We start from the raw sequence: 16,620 nt of genomic DNA, 5'->3' as shown, positions 1-16,620 counted from the left end.
TCAGCGCAGCAAGGCCGCGGCGTCGGCTTGTAACCGCGCCCGCACTTGTTGCGCCGAATTCAGCGACTGCAGGTCCAGCGCCAGCTGCTGGCAGGCCGTGCTATCCAGGCGGCGCACGGTGTCCTTGATTTCCGGCACAAGCGACGGGCTCACGGACAGCTCGGTGACGCCCAGGCCCACCAGCACCGGCGTGGCTTGCGGGTCGGACGCCAGCGCGCCGCACACCCCTACCCACTTGCCGTGCTTGGCCGCGCCGTGCACGGTCAGCGCGATCAGGCGCAACAGCGACGGGTGCAGCGCGTCCAGCCTGGCAGCCAGCGCCGGGTGGCAGCGGTCCATCGCCAGCGTGTACTGGGTAAGATCGTTGGTACCGATGGACAGGAAGTCGGCGTACTCGGCCAGCTGGTCGGCCAACAGCGCGGCCGACGGCACTTCGATCATCACGCCCAGCTGCGGGCGCTCGGCTACGCCCAGCTCGGCGGCCAGCTCGTCCAGGCGCTGGCGCACGCGCTGCAGGTCGGCCACGTCGGCCACCATGGGCAGCAGGATGCGCAGGCGCGACAGCGGCTTCACTTGCAGCAGCGCACGCAGCTGCGCGTCCAGCACCGCCGGCATGGCAAAGCCGGTGCGGATACCGCGCAGGCCCAGCGCCGGGTTGTCTTCGGCAGGCAGCGGCAGGTAAGGCACGTCCTTGTCGCCACCGGCGTCCAGCGTACGGATGATGGCGGTGCGGCCTTCCAGCGCGTCCAGCACGTCCTGGCAGGCGGCGCGCTGTTCGTCTTCGCTAGGGGAGTCGTGACGGTCAATGAAGAGGAATTCGGTACGCAGCAGGCCCACGCCATCGGCGCCGTTCAGCACCGCGTCGCGCGCCTCGGCGGCGTTGGCAATGTTGGCCGCCACCTCGATAGCCAGGCCATCGCGGGTACGCGCCTGGCCGGCAGACTGCTCGCGCAGCGTGCGGCGGCGCTGTTCACGCTGGGCAATGTCCTGACGCGCGGCGTCTAGCGCGGCGGCATCCGCATCGCTATCCAGCCAGCCCTCGCCAGCGTTCAGCAGCGCGTCACGGCCGGCAGCCAGTGCCAGCGCAGCCGGGCCACACGCCACCAGCGCCGGAATAGCCAACGCACGGCACAGGATGGCCACGTGGTTGGTGGCACCGCCACGCGCCAGCACCACGCCGGCCAGCTGTTCGCGCGGCAGGCGGGTCAGCTGCGATGGGGTCAGGTCGTCGGCCACCACGATGGCTTGTGCCGGCAGCTCGGGGGCAGCTTCTTCGCCGCCCAGCAGCACGTCCAGCACGCGGCGTTCCAGGTCTTTCAGGTCGGCTACGCGTTCGGCCAGCAACGCATTGCCCAGGCCCAGCAACACCTCGCTCTGCGCGCTGATGGCGCTGCGGTAGGCGTAGGCGGCGCTGCGGCCATCCAGAATGTAGCGCTCGGCGGCTTGCGCCAGCTCGGGGTCGTCCAGCAGCGCCAGGTGGGCGCCAAAGATCTCGCTTTCGGCGTGCGCGCCGCGCTTGTCGGCCTGCGCCACGTCGGCGGCCACCGTCTCGCGCACTTTTTTCAGGGCGCCATGCAGTGCGGCCAACTCCGGCTCTACGCCATGGCCGCGCTCAGGCACCGCACGCACCTGCTCGGCCAGCAATACCAGCGTCCCCACTGCCAGGCCGGGGGCCGCGCACACGCCGCCCAGCTTGCCATCGTCGCGGCTTGCTACGACCGCAGCAGGCGCTGGCGCATGGCCGGCGTGGGTATGGGTTTGCAGTGCTTCTACCAACGCGGCCAGCGCGGCGTCGGCGTCTTCACCTTTGGCATACAGGGTAACCGTGTCGTTTTCGCCCACGCCCAGGCCCATCATGCTGACCACGCTGCGTGCATTGGCGCGCTGGCCGGCAAAGCCGATGTCGATGTGGCTTTGATAGCGGCGGGCTACCGACTGCACCAGCGCGCTGGGGCGGGCGTGCAAGCCGCCTTCGTGCGCCACAACGGCGGTAACGGACAGTTCTGCGCCGTGGACGGCGTCAGGGAGGGAGATAGCACCCTGAGCCGTCACGGTCAGAAAACACGACGCACCGGCTTCCACAAGTCCGGATGCATCGAGGGAGAGAGCCATGTCGTCGCTGTTGGTCACCACAACGACGGTAATGAGAGAAGGCGCGCGGCGGGCCACGCTATCGATATCGATATCCACCAGCGGCTGGCCCGCGCTGACCTGCTGGCCTTTCTGTACGCGGGTAGCAAAGCCGCTGCCACCCAGCTTTACGGTGTCGATGCCGATGTGCATCAGGATCTCGGCACCGTTGGCCGCACGCACGGTCACGGCGTGGCCGGTACTGGACACCTGGCTTACCTGGCCATCGCAAGGGGACAGCAGGGTGGAAGACAGCGGCTCAATAGCCAGACCCTGGCCCATCAGACCGCCGGAAAATACCGGGTCGGGTACGGCAGACAGCGGCAATACCACGCCGGACAGCGGCGCTTGCAGGGTAACGGTTGCAGACATCGGGTTTCCTTCTCTCTGAAAGCGCGCACGCTGCCCCGCAGCCATGCGCGTAAGTCATGCTGGATACGTGCCGTGGGTCATGGCCCCGGCATCGGGATCGTTTTATGGGTGTTGCCAACACTGCCGGGCGGCCGCCCGGCAGCCACGGTTTATACCGTGAGTGTTTCTTTTTTCAGGTGGCGCGGCGTGTCAGGGTTCAGGCCACGCGCTACCGACAGGCGGGCGGCCATCAGGTAGAAGCTCTGGATCGCCAGCAGCGGGTCCAGCGCTTCGTCACCGGCGGTAGCCAGGGTAAGGTTGCGGCTGGCCACGTCGGCCGGTGCGGCCAACAGTACGTTGGCACCACGGCCACGCATTTCGTCGGCCAGGGCTACCAGGCCGGCTTGTTCCGGGCCACGCGGGGCGAAAATCAGCAGCGGGTAGCCATCGTCCACCAGTGCCATCGGGCCGTGTTTGATTTCGGCGCCGGAGAAAGCTTCTGCCTGGATCACGCAGGTTTCCTTGAACTTCAGCGCGGCTTCCAGCGCCACGGCAAAGCCCAGGCCACGGCCTACCACCATGATGCGCTCGGCCGGTACCAGCACGTCCAGCGCGCTGCTCCAGTCCTGGCGGGTGGCTTCGGTCAGGTGATCCGGCAGGTCGTTCAGGGCGGCCAGCAGGGCGGTGTCCTGCTGCCAGTGCGCCACCAGGCGGGCTACCGCGGACAGGGTGGCGATATAGCTTTTGGTGGCGGCGACACTTTTTTCTTCGCCGGCACACAGCGGTACCGACCATTCGCAGGCAGCAGCCAGCGGGGAGTCGGGTTTGTTCACCAGCGCCACGGTGCGGGCACCGGCTGCGCCCAGGGCGGTCATGGTGTCGATCAGGTCAGGGCTGCGGCCGGATTGCGACAGGGCCACGGCCAGCTGGCCTTTTACATTGAGCGGTGCTTGATGCAGCGTGAGCAGCGACATGGGCAGCGATACCACCGGCGTGCCGGTGCGCTGCATCGCCAGGTAGGCGAAATAGTTGGCCGCATGATCCGAGCTGCCGCGCGCCACAGTCAGGGCCAACTGTGGCGGCGCTTTGGCCAGTTCGCGCGCCAGGACAGCCAGCCCTTCATCGGCATACATATGCTGGGCGGCTACCGCCTGGGCGGCAAACAGGGCTTCATCAAGCATTAACGAGCTCAAGACACTCTCCTTCTACGAATACGCGTTGCAACTGCAGGTTTGAATCCATCACCACGATGTCAGCCCACGCGCCCTCTTCCAGCCTGCCTCGGTCGTGTACGCCCAGATAGTCGGCGGGGTACAGCGACAGGCGGTTGCTGGCGCTGGCCAGCGGCACGCCGATCTCTACCAGGTTGCGCAGGGCCTGATCCATGGTAAGGGTGCTGCCTGCCAGCGTACCGTCGGCCAGGCGCACACCGCCCAGGCACTTGGTCACTGTCTGCGAGCCCAGCTTGTACTGGCCGTCCGGCATCCCGGCGGCAGCCGTGGAATCGGTGACACAGAACAGTCGGGGGATGGCGCGCATGGCGGCGCGCATGGCACCGGGGTGCACGTGCAGCAGGTCAGGTATCAGCTCGGCGTACTCGGCGTGAGCCAGTGCCGCCCCTACCATGCCCGGCTCGCGGTGGTGCAAGCCGGTCATCGCGTTAAACAAATGGGTAAACCCGCTGGCGCCGTTTTCCAGCGCCGTTACACCGTCTTCGTAGCTGCCCAGCGTGTGGCCCAGCTGTACGCGTACGCCCTGCCGGCTTAGCTCGCGGATCACTTCCATGTGACCGGCCACTTCGGGCGCGAGGGTAACCAGGCTGATCGGGGCAAGCGACCGGTAGTGGTTGATTTCTGCCATCGCGGCTTCCACCGCGTTGTCCGGCTGCGCACCCAGCTTGCCCTTATTGATGTAAGGGCCTTCCAGATGCACACCGAGAATGCGTGCGCTGCCAGGCTGCCGGCTGCGGCTGGCGTCGCCCAGGGCGGCCAGTACGGCTTGCAGCGCCTCGCGCGGGGCCGTCATGGTGGTGGCCAGCAGCGAGGTGGTACCAAAGCGGGCATGCGTACTGGCCACATGCTGGGCTGCGCGGCCCGCTTCCATGATGTCTACACCGCCGCCGCCATGGACGTGCAGGTCGATAAAGCCGGGCAGGATATAGCGCTCGGCGTCGCCGGCTGCGGCCAACCTGCCTTGTATGGCGGCAATCTTGCCGTCGTCACCTATCTGCAGCTCGCCGTCCATCCAGCCTGCGCTGGTCAGCATGCGGCCTTGCAAAACTCGTGTTGCGTTCATCGTCTCAGTTCAGCGACAAAGTCGTAGTAATCGTTACGACACCAGGTGTCAGTCAGCTCGATGGCCACGTTATCTGCCGTGTAGCCGATACGGGTTATCAGCAGCATGGCTTCGCCAGGCTTGATACCGGCAATGGCGGCAATATCCGGGTTCGCATTCACCGCGCGGATATGCTGCAGTGCCCGCACAATCGGGTGGCCCATCGTATCCAGGTAGGCGTACAAGGAGCTGCCCACCGCCTGCGGGTCTGGCAGGTAGGTGAGCGGCAACGAGCTTTGCTCGATAGCCATCACCACCCCGTCTGCCAGGCGCTGGCGTTTCAGCCTGGCCACCTGGGCATTGGGCGACAAACCCAGCTTGATCACTTCTTCGTGGGTGGGCGTGGCGATACCACGCGACAACCACACCGATGAAGGCTCGAAGCCCTTCATCTTCAACATTTCGGTAAAACTGGTCAGGCGCGATAGCGGCTGCTCCAGGCGCGGGGTAATAAAGGTACCCGAGCCGTGACGGCGGCGAATCAGGCCTTGCTCCAGCAGCACATCCAGTGCCTTGCGCGCGGTCACCCGCGAGATGCCCAGCTCTTCGGAAAAGGTACGTTCCGAAGGCAGTGCTTCATCGGCCTGCCACCAGCCAGCGTGTATTGCCTCGGCCAGCTTGCGTGAAAACTGCAAGTACAAAGGTGTAGTGGAAGTCTCTTCCGGCTTTAATGCGTTCCAGCGGCTATCCATATGGCTACCCTGCAAGTGGTCATTCAAAGGCGCCATTGTAGAACCCTGTCTTTTCCTGCCGAAGCACAACACGACACGCCACAGCCGCAAAAGTAATACCACTACAAAACCACGTCAATACCAATTTACTTGTTCGCTGCGCATTTGCAATAAATGCAACACCCTGAAATGTATTGCTTTCCGCAGCCTCCAGATTTGCCGCAGTGCAAAATGCCATAAGACTGTTAAAAATTGGCATTTTTATGACCATAAAGTGGTATTAATCTGGCTCATTAAAAAGACAATAAAAAAAGCCCGCAATACGCGGGCTTTGGCAGAAGCGCGACAGATATCAGCCGCCGGCGCGTGGTTTGGGGCGCCAGCCGATCAATACAACGGCCAATACAATAATGCCCATGGCCCCCATTTCGTGAATACCGACGTGCTCGCCCAGCAGCCATACCCCCAGCAAGACGGCAATCACCGGGTTCACATAGGCATAGCTGGTAGCTGCCGCCGCGCTGACGTTTTTCAGCAGAAACAGATACGCGGTATAGGCCACCATAGAGCCAAAAAACGCCAGATAAGCGACCGCCAGCCAGCCGGCAAGGGGCGGCGTGGCCACCAGCTGCTCGCCCACGGCGGTACTGCCGAGCAGTAGCGCCACCCCGCCGGAAAGCATCATCACCGCGCTGGACATCAGCCCCTTGGGCTGCACAAGATGCTTGCTCCACGCCGAACCAAACGCCCAGCCAGCCGAGGCAAACAGCAAGGCCGCCGCACCGGCAGGCGAGGCCTGCAAGTTAGCGCCCATATTCAATACCACCATGCCGACGATACCCAGCAAAATGCCGGCCACTTCCATCTTGCGCGGCACATGGCCAAAAAAGCGGGCAAACAGGGTGGCAAACAGCGGCACGGTGGCCACGACCAGCGCCGCTACACCGGACGACACGTCTTTTTCGGCCAAGGTGACGAAGCCGTTACCGATAGCCGGCATCAGCACGCCAAGAATCGCGCCGCCGCGCCACTCCTGCCAGCTAGGGTTGGCATCGCCGCGCCAGCGCAGCCAGGCATACATCAGGGCACCGGCCACAGTAAAACGCACGCCGGCCATCATGAAGGGCGGCCAGTACTCTACCCCGACACGGATGGCAAAGTAGGTCGAGCCCCAGATCACATACAGGGCAAAAAAAGCGGCGAGCAGCTTGAGCTGGTGGGTACTGAGCGTCATGGCGGGTTTCCTGTGTAGACCCGCAACATGCCTGCTGTAAATGACGAATACAAGAGGGGAAAACTGAAAAGCCTGTTCTAGGGCCTGTTAACGCTCTTTCTGCTGCAGCGGCGCATGGCAAGCGCCCCGAAGGGCAGGCCCGACAAGCTTCCCACTGCGCCGTTGTCGGGCTTGCGCTGGCAAACCTCTCGAGCCTGCGACTTAGCAAGAAATAGTGCTAACAAGCCCCAGGCCAGCCAGGGGCTAGCCAAACAGCCAGCCGTGCAGCATGCGCCCAGGCATCCAGGCCAGCGCACCGGCCACCAGCAAGCCGCCCACGTACAAACTCACCATGGCAGAACGGTGGGCCCGAACCCTGCCCTGTCTGGCAGCCTGCCAAGCCTGCGGTACGCTATAGAGCACCAGCACACTTAGCAGATGGATAAAGCCGAAATGCCCGAACAGCGCCGGCCCCACCCGTGCCGGCATGGCCAGCGACAGCAAAGCCGTCAACAGCATCAGCACCATATAGCACCGCCCCCAGCGCCGATGCGCCGGCGAGCCTTTCTGGCGCCAGCAAAGCAGGGCTGTGCCCAGTACAAAAGCAGGTAGCACCGTTGCCAGGTGCAAATAAGCTAGCAGGGTATAGTCGAACATGGTGGGGCCCGAAAGTGTGGCTAGCCATCTTGCCGCAAGCCCGCAGCAAATAACAGGCCGGGCTGCCTGTTCGACAGGTCAGGCCACTATGCCGGCTGCAACTCGTAGCCCGGGGCCGGGATACCGGGCCACAGCTCGTACAGCACCTGTGGCGTGTCTACCCCGCCATGCCTGGGGCTGGCGGGTATGCCCAGCTGCGTGGCCGCAGCAATGCTCAGCTCGCCCGCCAGGTTTTTCGGGCCACGGTCTGCCACCACGCAATCCACGCTTTTCCCCTGATAACTCACGCGTGCCATGCAACCACGCACAATGCCCTGCGTGCGCTGGATCACCAACGGCGGTACCACGATATAGGGCTCGGTAGCGGAATCGACGTACGCTGCGGGGTCATCCGCGGCCATGCCGGGGTGGCGGTACCAGGTAGTGGACGCAATGATGCCGCCGGGAAACACCCGTGGCTCGTTATCGGTATCCAGCAATACAATCTGCCGCGCCCAATCGTGCAGGCACACCACCTTGCCATTCACCCGCCGCATGCCACCGTTGGCCAGCCACTCCAGCCCCTGGTCATCTTCGCGGTAGGCCGCCGGCGCCCCGTGCTGGCCATTGGCGCCATCGGCATCGATATCGGCATCCGCCATGAAATACACGCGCAGGCTGGCGTCTTGCCAGATCTTGCACTCGTAGCCTTCACCCGTAATCACGCCCAGTAGTTCGTCCATCATGCCCTCCCCTTGCCAGGCGGCCCCGACGAGGCCGCTGCTTTCGGAATGGCACGTAGCTGCGGTTTCTATATAACGGAAAGCACGACTTGCTGGAAAAAACCGGCATCCGCTATCAGATCGCCACCCGCTTTAATAACCATATAAAAAGGGCAAGCCCGCAGGCTTGCCCTTGGCGCTGGCGCGGCCAACGTTGGCCGCACGTTTTATGCGTTGTAGCCCAGGTTGGGCGCCAGATCGCGCTCGGCCTGCGCCACGCTCACGCCACGGCGGGTGGCGTAGCTTTCCACCTGGTCGCGGGCGATCTTGCCCACGCCAAAGTAGCGGCTGTCAGGGTGGCTAAAGTAGAAGCCGGACACCGCCGCCGTAGGCAGCATGGCGTAGCCTTCGGTCAGTGTCATGCCGATGGCCGGCGCGTTCAGCAGCTCGAACAGCTCGCGCTTCACCGTGTGATCCGGGCAGGCCGGGTAACCCGGTGCCGGGCGGATACCCACGTACTTCTCGTCGATCAGCGCGTCGTTATCCAGGCTTTCACCTGCCGCGTAGCCCCAGAACTCGGTACGTACGCGGTGGTGCATCAGCTCGGCAAAGGCTTCGGCAAAGCGGTCGGCCAGGGCTTTGAGCAGGATGGCGCTGTAGTCGTCGTTGGCCGCTTCAAAGCGCGCCACGTGCGGGTCGATGCCCAGGCCGCCGGTAACGGCAAAGGTACCGATGTAGTCCTGCACGCCGCTCTCCGCCGGGGCGATAAAGTCGGCCAGCGCCCAGTCCGGGTTGGCCGCAGAACCGTCCTTGGTGGCTTTGGCCAGCTGCTGGCGCAGGCCCACCCAGGTCATCAGCGGCGCACGGGTATCGGGGTCGAGGATTTCGATATCGTCCACGTCTACGCTGCGCGCCGGGAACAGGCCGACCACCGCGTTGGCCTGCAGCCATTGCTCGCTGATGATCTGCTGCAGCATGGCTTGGGCATCGGCCCACAAGCCACGGGCAGATTCACCCACGATCTCGTCGTCCAGGATAGCGGGGAAGCGGCCAGCCAGCTCCCAGCTCTGGAAGAACGGCGTCCAGTCGATAAAGCGTGCGATTTCGGCCAAGTCGTAGCGCTCGAAGCGGCGCACACCCAGCCATTTTGGTGCAGGCGGCACATAACCCGCCCAATCGATGCGGTGGCGTGCCTCGCGTGCCTGCGCCAGCGGCAGCAGTTTGGTATCGCCCCGGCCTTCGAAAATGGCGCGCGCCTTGGCGTAGTCGTCGGCCACTTCCTGCACGAAACCGTCGCGCAGGGTGTCGGACAGCAGGTTGGAACACACGCCCACTGCACGGCTGGCGTCCGGCACATAGATCACCGGCCCGCTGTAGTGCGGCGCGATTTTCACTGCGGTATGCACGCGGCTGGTGGTGGCGCCACCGATCAGCAGCGGGACATCGAAGCCCTGGCGCTGCATTTCTTTGGCCACGTGCGCCATTTCTTCCAGGCTGGGGGTAATCAGGCCGGACAAACCAATGATGTCGGCCTTGTGTTCGCGCGCGGCGTCCAGAATGGTCTGGCACGGCACCATCACGCCCAGGTCGATCACCTTGTAGTTGTTACAACGCAGCACCACGCCCACGATGTTCTTGCCGATATCGTGCACGTCGCCCTTCACCGTGGCCATGATGATCACGCCCTTGGCCGGCGCGTCCTGCAGGCCCATGCGGATTTTTTCTTCCTCGATGAACGGCTCCAGGTGCGCCACGGCGGCCTTCATCACGCGCGCCGACTTCACCACCTGCGGCAGGAACATCTTGCCGGCGCCAAACAGGTCGCCCACCACGTTCATGCCGTCCATCAGCGGGCCTTCGATCACGTGGATCGGGCGCTCGCACTTCAGGCGTACTTCCTCGGTATCTTCCACGATATAGGTGGTAATACCCTTTATCAGTGCGTGTTCCAGGCGCTTTTCTACCGGCTGGTTTCGCCAGGCCAGGTCTTCGCCCTTGGCCTCTTTGGCGTCGCCACGGAAGCTTTCCGCCAGCGCGATCAGCGCCTCGGTTACCGCCATGATGTCGTCACCGCGCATCAGCACCACGTCCTCGATGCGCTCGCGCAGCACCGGGTCTACTTCGTCGTACACCTCCAGCGCGCCGGCGTTAACGATACCCATGGTCATGCCGCGCTGGATGGCGTGGTACAGGAATACGGCGTGTATGGCCTCGCGTACCTTGTTATTGCCGCGGAAGCTGAACGACACGTTGGACACGCCGCCGGAGATCTTGGCGTGCGGCAGGTTCTGCTTGATCCAGCCGGTGGCCTCGATAAAGTCCAGGCCGTAGCGGGCGTGTTCTTCGATACCGGTGGCCACGGCAAAGATGTTGGGGTCGAAGATGATGTCTTCCGGCGGGAAGCCCACCTCGTCCACCAGAATGCGGTAGCTCTTTTCGCAGATCTCCACCTTGCGGGCGTAGGTGTCGGCCTGACCGGCTTCGTCAAACGCCATCACGATCACCGCCGCGCCGTAACGGCGCAAGAGGCGCGCCTGCTCGACAAACTTGTCCTTGCCCTCTTTCAGCGAGATGGAGTTGACGATGCCCTTGCCCTGTATGCACTTGAGGCCGGCTTCGATCACGTCCCACTTGGAGCTGTCGATCATGATGGGCACGCGGGCGATGTCCGGCTCGGCGGCAATCAGGTTCAGAAAGCGCACCATGGCGGCGTGGGCGTCCAGCATGCCCTCGTCCATATTGATGTCGATGACCTGGGCGCCGTTTTCCACCTGCTGGCGCGCCACGTCCAGCGCCGTGGCGTAGTCACCGTTGAGGATGAGCTTGGCAAAGGCTTTGGAGCCGGTCACGTTGGTGCGCTCGCCCACGTTCACGAACAGGTCTTTGTCGCCGATATTGAACGGCTCCAGGCCGGACAGGCGGCACTTGGGCTCGATCTGCGGCAGCGGGCGCGGCGGCAGGTCTTTCACCGCCTCGTAAATGGCCTTGATGTGGCCAGGCGTAGTACCGCAACAGCCGCCGATGATGTTCACCAGGCCCGATTCGGCCCACTCGCGGATCTGCGGTGCCATGTCTTCCGGCAACAGGTCGTAGCCGGTGGGCGCCAGCGGGTTGGGCAGGCCGGCGTTGGCGTGCACCGACACGAAGGTGTTGGCGATGCGCGACATTTCTTCTACATACGGGCGCAGCAGGTCCGGCCCCAGCGCACAGTTCAGGCCGAAGCTCAGGGCGTCAGCGTGCGACAGGCTGTTGTAAAAGGCTTCGGTGGTCTGGCCGGTCAGCGTGCGGCCGGACTGGTCGGTAATGGTGCCCGAAATCATGATGGGCAGGCGCGTGACGTCGGGGTGGTCGTCGAAGTACTTGTGGATGGCAAACACCGCCGCCTTGGCGTTCAGGGTGTCAAAGATGGTTTCCACCAGCAGGAAATCGGCACCGCCTTTTACCAGGCCGTCGATGGCGGTGGTGTAGGTGTCTACCAGCTCGTCAAAGGTGACGTTGCGGTAGCCGGGGTCGTTCACGTCCGGGCTGATGCTACAGGTGCGGCTGGTCGGCCCCAGCACGCCGGCGCAGAAGCGCGGCTTGTCGGGAGTGGCGGCGGTTTGTGCCACGCACAGGTCTTTTACCAGCTTGGCGGCGGCAAAGTTCAGCTCCCACACCAGCGACTGCATGTCGTAGTCGGCCATGGCGATGGCCGTGGCGTTGAAGCTGTTGGTTTCGATAATGTCCGCGCCGGCATCCAGGTAAGCCTGGTGAATCTCGGCGATGATCTGCGGCTGGGTCAGCACCAGCAGATCGTTATTGCCTTTTACGTCTACGGGCCAGTCGGCAAACCGCTCCCCGCGATACTGGGCCTCGGTCAGCTTGTACTGCTGAATCATGGTGCCCATACCACCGTCCAGAATCAGGATGCGGCGGGAAAGCAGGTCGTAAGCGGGGTGCGATAACTGTTTTGACATGGCAAAGGCGGCTTTAATTAAGTAAAACTACGTAGACACAAGAGCTTAATCTTATCATCGCATTTTGGCCCGAGCGGGTCATCCTATAGAACAAGAGAGCATAACAATGCCAAGGGAGCTGTATATGTCTACGCCTTTCTGCCGCCCGGGCTGGCTACTGCTGGCTGCCAGCACAGCCCAGGCCGCCCCGCCCCTGCACATTGGCGTAGCGGAGTCAGACGCTGCCCCCATTGTCGTGCTGGATGCACAGCGCCAGCTGGAAAGCGGCCTGTCAAAAGACCTGGGCCTGGCACTGGCCCAGGCACTGGGTAGTAGTGCCCGCTTCAGCGTGCTGTCACGCAACCGTATCGAACCGGCGCTGGAGCAAAGCAAGGTAGATGTGGTGTGCAATGCCAACCCGGCCTGGTTCAGCAACGCCGCCAAGCTTGGCTGGACGCAGGACTTCTACCCCCAGATCGAGCGGGTGGTGACCCTCGCCAGCCACCTGCGTACCGTACATGGCAGCCAGGACCTGGCCGCGCAACGGGTGGGCGTGATACGCGGCTACCACTACCCGGCGCTGATACCGCTATGGCAAAACAGCGGCGGCATCCGGGTAGACCACCCGCATCTGGACTCTGGCCTGAAGGCATTACAGTTGGGGATGATCGATGCCGTTATCAGCTCGGAGCTGGAGTTGGCCGCATGGGTAAAGCGCAACCCGCAGCCAGGCCAGCAGTTACGCATGCAGCCCTGGGTGGTGTCGGTGCTGCAGACACGCTGCGCTGTTGCCCCGCTCAGCCACTATTCGGTAGCGCAGCTGAACCAGGCAATCAGCCTGCTGGAAAAACAGGGTAAAACCAGACGCATCCTGCAAAACTACAGCTGGAAAACCAGCTAGCACGCGGTTGACGCCAGCCACGAGCCCGCTATGCTGACGGCTTGCTACCTGTCGCTACCTACCATGACCCATTACCTGTACCTGCACGGCTTCCAGTCTGGCCCGCAATCGCTCAAGGCACGCGAAACGCAAGCTTACCTGCACGCCATCGCCCCCGAGGCCAGCTTCAGCAGCCCGCAGCTGTCGCCCTACCCGGCGCAGGCCATCGCGCAAGTCGAGGCCCTGATCGATAGCATCAAGCAACCACTGGTGCTGATAGGCAGCTCGCTGGGCGGCTATTACGCTACCTGCCTGGCCGAACGCTTCGGCCTGCCCGCCGTACTGATCAACCCGGCCATTCGCCCGGAAGCCGACCTGGCACGCTTCATGGGCCCGCTGCACAACCCCTACACCGGCGAACACTACACGCTGGGGCCGCAACATATGGACGAGCTGATTGCCCTACGCCCGGCCCGGCTGCATGCGGCCAACTACTGGCTGGTACTGGGCACGGCAGACGAGGTACTGGACTGGCGCGAGGCGGTACGGCACTACGCCGGCGCCCGCACCACGGTGTTGAATGGCGATGATCATCGCCTGCAAGGTTGGCCGCAATGCCTACCTGGCCTGCTAGGCGTAGCAGGCAAGCTGGCGCAGCGCCAAGCCGGCATTTAAGCGGTACGGCCAGGCGAAGCTGGCATGGCCGTGTTTCAGTGACTATCGCGCTGGTTGGCGTAGTCGCCACGGGCGGCATGGCACAGCACGCTGGCCAGCAAGTCCAGCTTCAGCGGCTTGGTCAGAAAATCATCCATCCCTGCCTGCATGCACGCCTGGCGGTCTTCTTCGAAGGCATTGGCGGTGAGCGCCACGATATCCGGCTGTACCGGCAAATCCTGGCGGCGTATGGTTTGCGTGGCCTCTACCCCTGTCATATTGGGCATCTGCATATCCATTAGTACCAAATCGACACTGCCGGTTTGCATCACGGCCACCGCCTGTACGCCGTCATCTGCCAGGGTAATCCGGCTTAAGCCCAGCCGCTCCAGCATTTTCACGATCAGTTTCTGGTTGATCGCGTTGTCCTCGGCCACCAGCACCCGCAGCTCGCGGGCAGGGCCTGGCAGCTCGATGGCCGATAGCGTACTGCTGGGCGCCAGCACCGGCGCTGCCACCGTCTCGGCCCGCCAGCTAAAGGTAAAGCAGCTCCCTTCGCCCACCTGGCTGCTTACGCTGATATCGCCCTGCATGGCCTGCGCCAGACGGCGGCTGATCGCCAAGCCCACGCCCGTGCCACCGTAGCGCCGGGTAGGTGAGCTATCGGCCATTTCGAAAGTACGAAACAGGCGGCCAATCAGCTGCGGGCTCATGCCGATACCGGTATCACTGACCGCCACGTGCCAGTGGCCGTGGCCATCGGCCTGCTTGTCCAGCGTGACCCGCAAGCTGATTTGCCCCTCGGCCGTAAATTTCAATGCATTGGATAGCAGGTTGCCCAGCACCTGGCGCAAACGGTCGGCGTCCCCTTTCAGCCAGGGCAGGTTATCCGGGCGCTCCAGCCACAGGCTTAGACCTTTGGCATTGGCGCTGATACGGTACTGCGCCAGCAAGCCATCCAGCAGCGCCACCATGTCTACCGGGTCACGCCGCAAGGTAAGGTTGCCATTCTCGATAGACGACAAATCCAGAATGTCGCTGATCAGCACCATTTGCGCTTCTGCACTTTCCTGCAGGGTATGCAGCAGCTCGCGCTGCGCCGGCGACAAGGGCGTGGCGGCCAGCAGCTCGGCCATACCCATCACACCATTCATCGGCGTGCGCAGCTCGTGGCTCATCACTGCCAGGAACTCGGTCTTGGCGCGCACGCCCGCCTCGGCCAGTGCCAGTGCCTGGCTCAGCTCCAGCGTGCGCTCAGCCACCTTTTCTTCCAGCTGATGCTTGGCATCGGCCAGCTCGCAGTTGGTGGTATAGAGCTCCAGGCTTTTGGCCTCCAGCAGGCGTTCGGCCTCCTGACGGGCCGCGTGCTCGCGAGCCAGCCGTTTTTCCAGCCGCTGGATAATGTCCGCGTCGCTCATGTTTTTTCCAGGATGAATCTCACCGCGGTGCCCTCGGCATCCAGCGCCTCCCGTGTCAGATGCAGATGGCCCTGCTCACCGTAATGCGCTACCGCCCCGTCAATCAGACCCACCGCCAGATCCGCCAGGCAGCGCGGCGAACGGTACACCACGCTCAAACGCTGCGCGGTGTGCGATTCCACCTCAAACGACGGCAGCTCGGCATCGGGGTACAGTTTGCGCACCTCGGTATGAATCACCTGTTCGATATGGCTTACCAGCTCGATAGTGCTATCGCAGGCATTGATAAAAGCCGGGTACAGCACGAAAAAGCGCCCGAACAGGTACTGGCCAAAGGTATGAATCAATACCGGCACCGCCAGCCCGGTACGCTTGGATAGCGCCACGATCAACGCCACCATCTCGGGGAAAGGATACGTACCCACCGCGGTATAGGCACCGCCGTGCGGCAGGTCGGCATCGTCGATGATGTCGTCCACCATATCCGCAGAAAATTTCTGCTCCACCAAACCCAGAAATTCGGTAAACACCACGCCCTTCATACGCCCCCCTTCCAGGAACCGCGCTGAACAATCTGTTTAACCTGCCAAGTCATGCTTTCGTGCACTATCTGCACTACCGCGTAGCCACCCACTCTATTCGATAAGGAAGCCCATGAGCCAGCGTATCCGTTTTGACATTAGCGGCGGCCCCGACGTATTGCAAACCGAGCATGTCATCCCCGGCCAGCCAGGCCAGGGCGAGGTGCTATTGCAACACACGGCTATCGGGGTAAATTTTATCGACACCTACCATCGTAGCGGCCTGTATCCACTCCCGCTACCCTCGGGTTTGGGCAGTGAAGCCGCCGGTATCGTCTTGGCGGTAGGCGAAGGGGTAAACCATCTTGCCGCAGGCGACCGTGTGGCCTACGCCGGTGGCCCGCTGGGTGCCTACAGCCAGCAGCGCGTGATGCCGGCACAGCATCTGGTGAAGCTGCCGGACAGCGTCAGCGACGACACCGCCGCCTGCCTGATGCTGCAAGGCATGACCGTGGCCTACCTGATCCTGCACACCTACCGCGTACAGCCGGGGCAAACCGTGCTGTGGCACGCCGCTGCCGGTGGTGTGGGCCAGATTGCAGTGCAATGGCTATCGGCCATGGGCGTGACGGTGATCGGCACCGTCGGCAGCGCCGACAAAGCCGCGCTGGCGCACGCGCTGGGCTGCGCCCACGTCATCAACTACCGCGAGGAAGATGTACCGGCACGCGTGCGCGAGCTCACCGGTGGCGCCGGTGTGCCGGTGGTGTACGACAGCGTGGGCAAGGATACCTTCGAGATGTCGCTGAACAGTCTGGCGCCGCGCGGCATGTTTGTCAGCTTCGGCAACGCCAGCGGGGCAGTGCCGGAATTCTCGCCGCTACTGCTGGCGCAGAAAGGCTCGCTATTCTTCACCCGCCCGCGCCTGCACGACTACATTGCCACCCGCGCCGAGCTGGAAGCGCTGGCCGGCGCGGTGTTCGGGCAAGTCGCTAACGGCACCGTGAAGGTGCAGCCGTCGGCGCGCTACGCGCTGGCCGACGCCGCGCAAGCGCACCGCGACCTGGAAGCGCGCCGCACCACCGGCTCGCTGATCCTGCTGCCGTAAAAACATGCGGCCAAGCCGGCAAGGTTGGCCGCAGCATGAAAAAAGCC

Annotated in this window: 13 protein-coding genes; 3 read left to right on the top strand and 10 right to left on the bottom strand. The window is 63.5% G+C overall.

What is annotated here, in order from left to right; translation table 11 throughout:
* The 8 genes from ptsP to metH form a co-directional block, all read right to left on the bottom strand.
* Positions 1-2,502 carry a phosphoenolpyruvate--protein phosphotransferase gene (ptsP, locus tag LCH97_RS13750; RefSeq protein ID WP_227302188.1) on the bottom strand — a complete coding sequence of 834 codons (2,502 nt, stop codon included), beginning with the start codon at positions 2,500-2,502 and terminating at the stop codon, positions 1-3.
* Positions 2,503-2,651: 149 nt separating this feature from the next.
* Positions 2,652-3,674, bottom strand: coding sequence for an SIS domain-containing protein (locus tag LCH97_RS13745; RefSeq protein WP_227302187.1), 1,023 nt, complete (start codon positions 3,672-3,674; stop codon positions 2,652-2,654).
* On the bottom strand, positions 3,655-4,746 hold the full coding sequence (nagA, locus tag LCH97_RS13740; protein ID WP_227302186.1) for an N-acetylglucosamine-6-phosphate deacetylase: 1,092 nt from the start codon (positions 4,744-4,746) through the stop codon (positions 3,655-3,657). The genes LCH97_RS13745 and nagA overlap by 20 nt, the downstream gene beginning before the upstream one ends.
* A gap of 26 nt (positions 4,747-4,772) precedes the next feature.
* Positions 4,773-5,543, bottom strand: coding sequence for a GntR family transcriptional regulator (locus LCH97_RS13735; RefSeq protein ID WP_081600575.1), 771 nt, complete (start codon positions 5,541-5,543; stop codon positions 4,773-4,775).
* Positions 5,544-5,838: 295 nt separating this feature from the next.
* Positions 5,839-6,720: a drug/metabolite exporter YedA gene (gene yedA / locus LCH97_RS13730; RefSeq protein WP_227302185.1), complete on the bottom strand. Its 882-nt coding sequence runs from the start codon at positions 6,718-6,720 to the stop codon at positions 5,839-5,841.
* 243 nt (positions 6,721-6,963) lie between these two features.
* Positions 6,964-7,356: a DUF2306 domain-containing protein gene (locus LCH97_RS13725; protein WP_227302184.1), complete on the bottom strand. Its 393-nt coding sequence runs from the start codon at positions 7,354-7,356 to the stop codon at positions 6,964-6,966.
* An 86-nt stretch (positions 7,357-7,442) separates the two neighbouring features.
* Positions 7,443-8,081 carry a glycoside hydrolase family 75 protein gene (locus LCH97_RS13720; RefSeq protein ID WP_227302183.1) on the bottom strand — a complete coding sequence of 213 codons (639 nt, stop codon included), beginning with the start codon at positions 8,079-8,081 and terminating at the stop codon, positions 7,443-7,445.
* Between the two features lie 203 nt (positions 8,082-8,284).
* On the bottom strand, positions 8,285-12,013 hold the full coding sequence (gene metH, locus LCH97_RS13715; protein ID WP_227302182.1) for a methionine synthase: 3,729 nt from the start codon (positions 12,011-12,013) through the stop codon (positions 8,285-8,287).
* Positions 12,014-12,137: 124 nt separating this feature from the next.
* Here metH and LCH97_RS13710 point away from each other — a divergent pair, with 124 nt between their 5' ends.
* Positions 12,138-12,893, top strand: a complete 756-nt coding sequence (locus LCH97_RS13710) for an ABC transporter substrate-binding protein (protein ID WP_227302181.1) — start codon at positions 12,138-12,140, stop codon at positions 12,891-12,893.
* A gap of 30 nt (positions 12,894-12,923) precedes the next feature.
* Positions 12,924-13,547, top strand: a complete 624-nt coding sequence (locus LCH97_RS13705; RefSeq protein ID WP_227302180.1) for a YqiA/YcfP family alpha/beta fold hydrolase — start codon at positions 12,924-12,926, stop codon at positions 13,545-13,547.
* A 35-nt stretch (positions 13,548-13,582) separates the two neighbouring features.
* Here LCH97_RS13705 and LCH97_RS13700 read toward each other — a convergent pair whose 3' ends face one another.
* Positions 13,583-14,944: an ATP-binding protein gene (locus LCH97_RS13700; protein WP_227302179.1), complete on the bottom strand. Its 1,362-nt coding sequence runs from the start codon at positions 14,942-14,944 to the stop codon at positions 13,583-13,585.
* Positions 14,941-15,486, bottom strand: a complete 546-nt coding sequence (locus LCH97_RS13695) for a heme NO-binding domain-containing protein (protein ID WP_227302178.1) — start codon at positions 15,484-15,486, stop codon at positions 14,941-14,943. Before LCH97_RS13695 ends, LCH97_RS13700 begins: the two co-directional genes overlap by 4 nt.
* Positions 15,487-15,598: 112 nt before the next feature.
* On the opposite strand from LCH97_RS13695, the gene LCH97_RS13690 reads away from it, so the two are divergent.
* A complete protein-coding gene (locus LCH97_RS13690; RefSeq protein ID WP_227302177.1) occupies positions 15,599-16,573 on the top strand; it encodes a quinone oxidoreductase in 975 nt (324 codons plus the stop codon).
* Positions 16,574-16,620 lie beyond the last annotated feature (47 nt).

It is taken from the genome of Vogesella sp. XCS3, assembly GCF_020616155.1.
Classification (GTDB): Bacteria; Pseudomonadota; Gammaproteobacteria; order Burkholderiales; family Chromobacteriaceae; genus Vogesella.
This window is presented reverse-complemented; position numbering and strand designations above follow the sequence as displayed.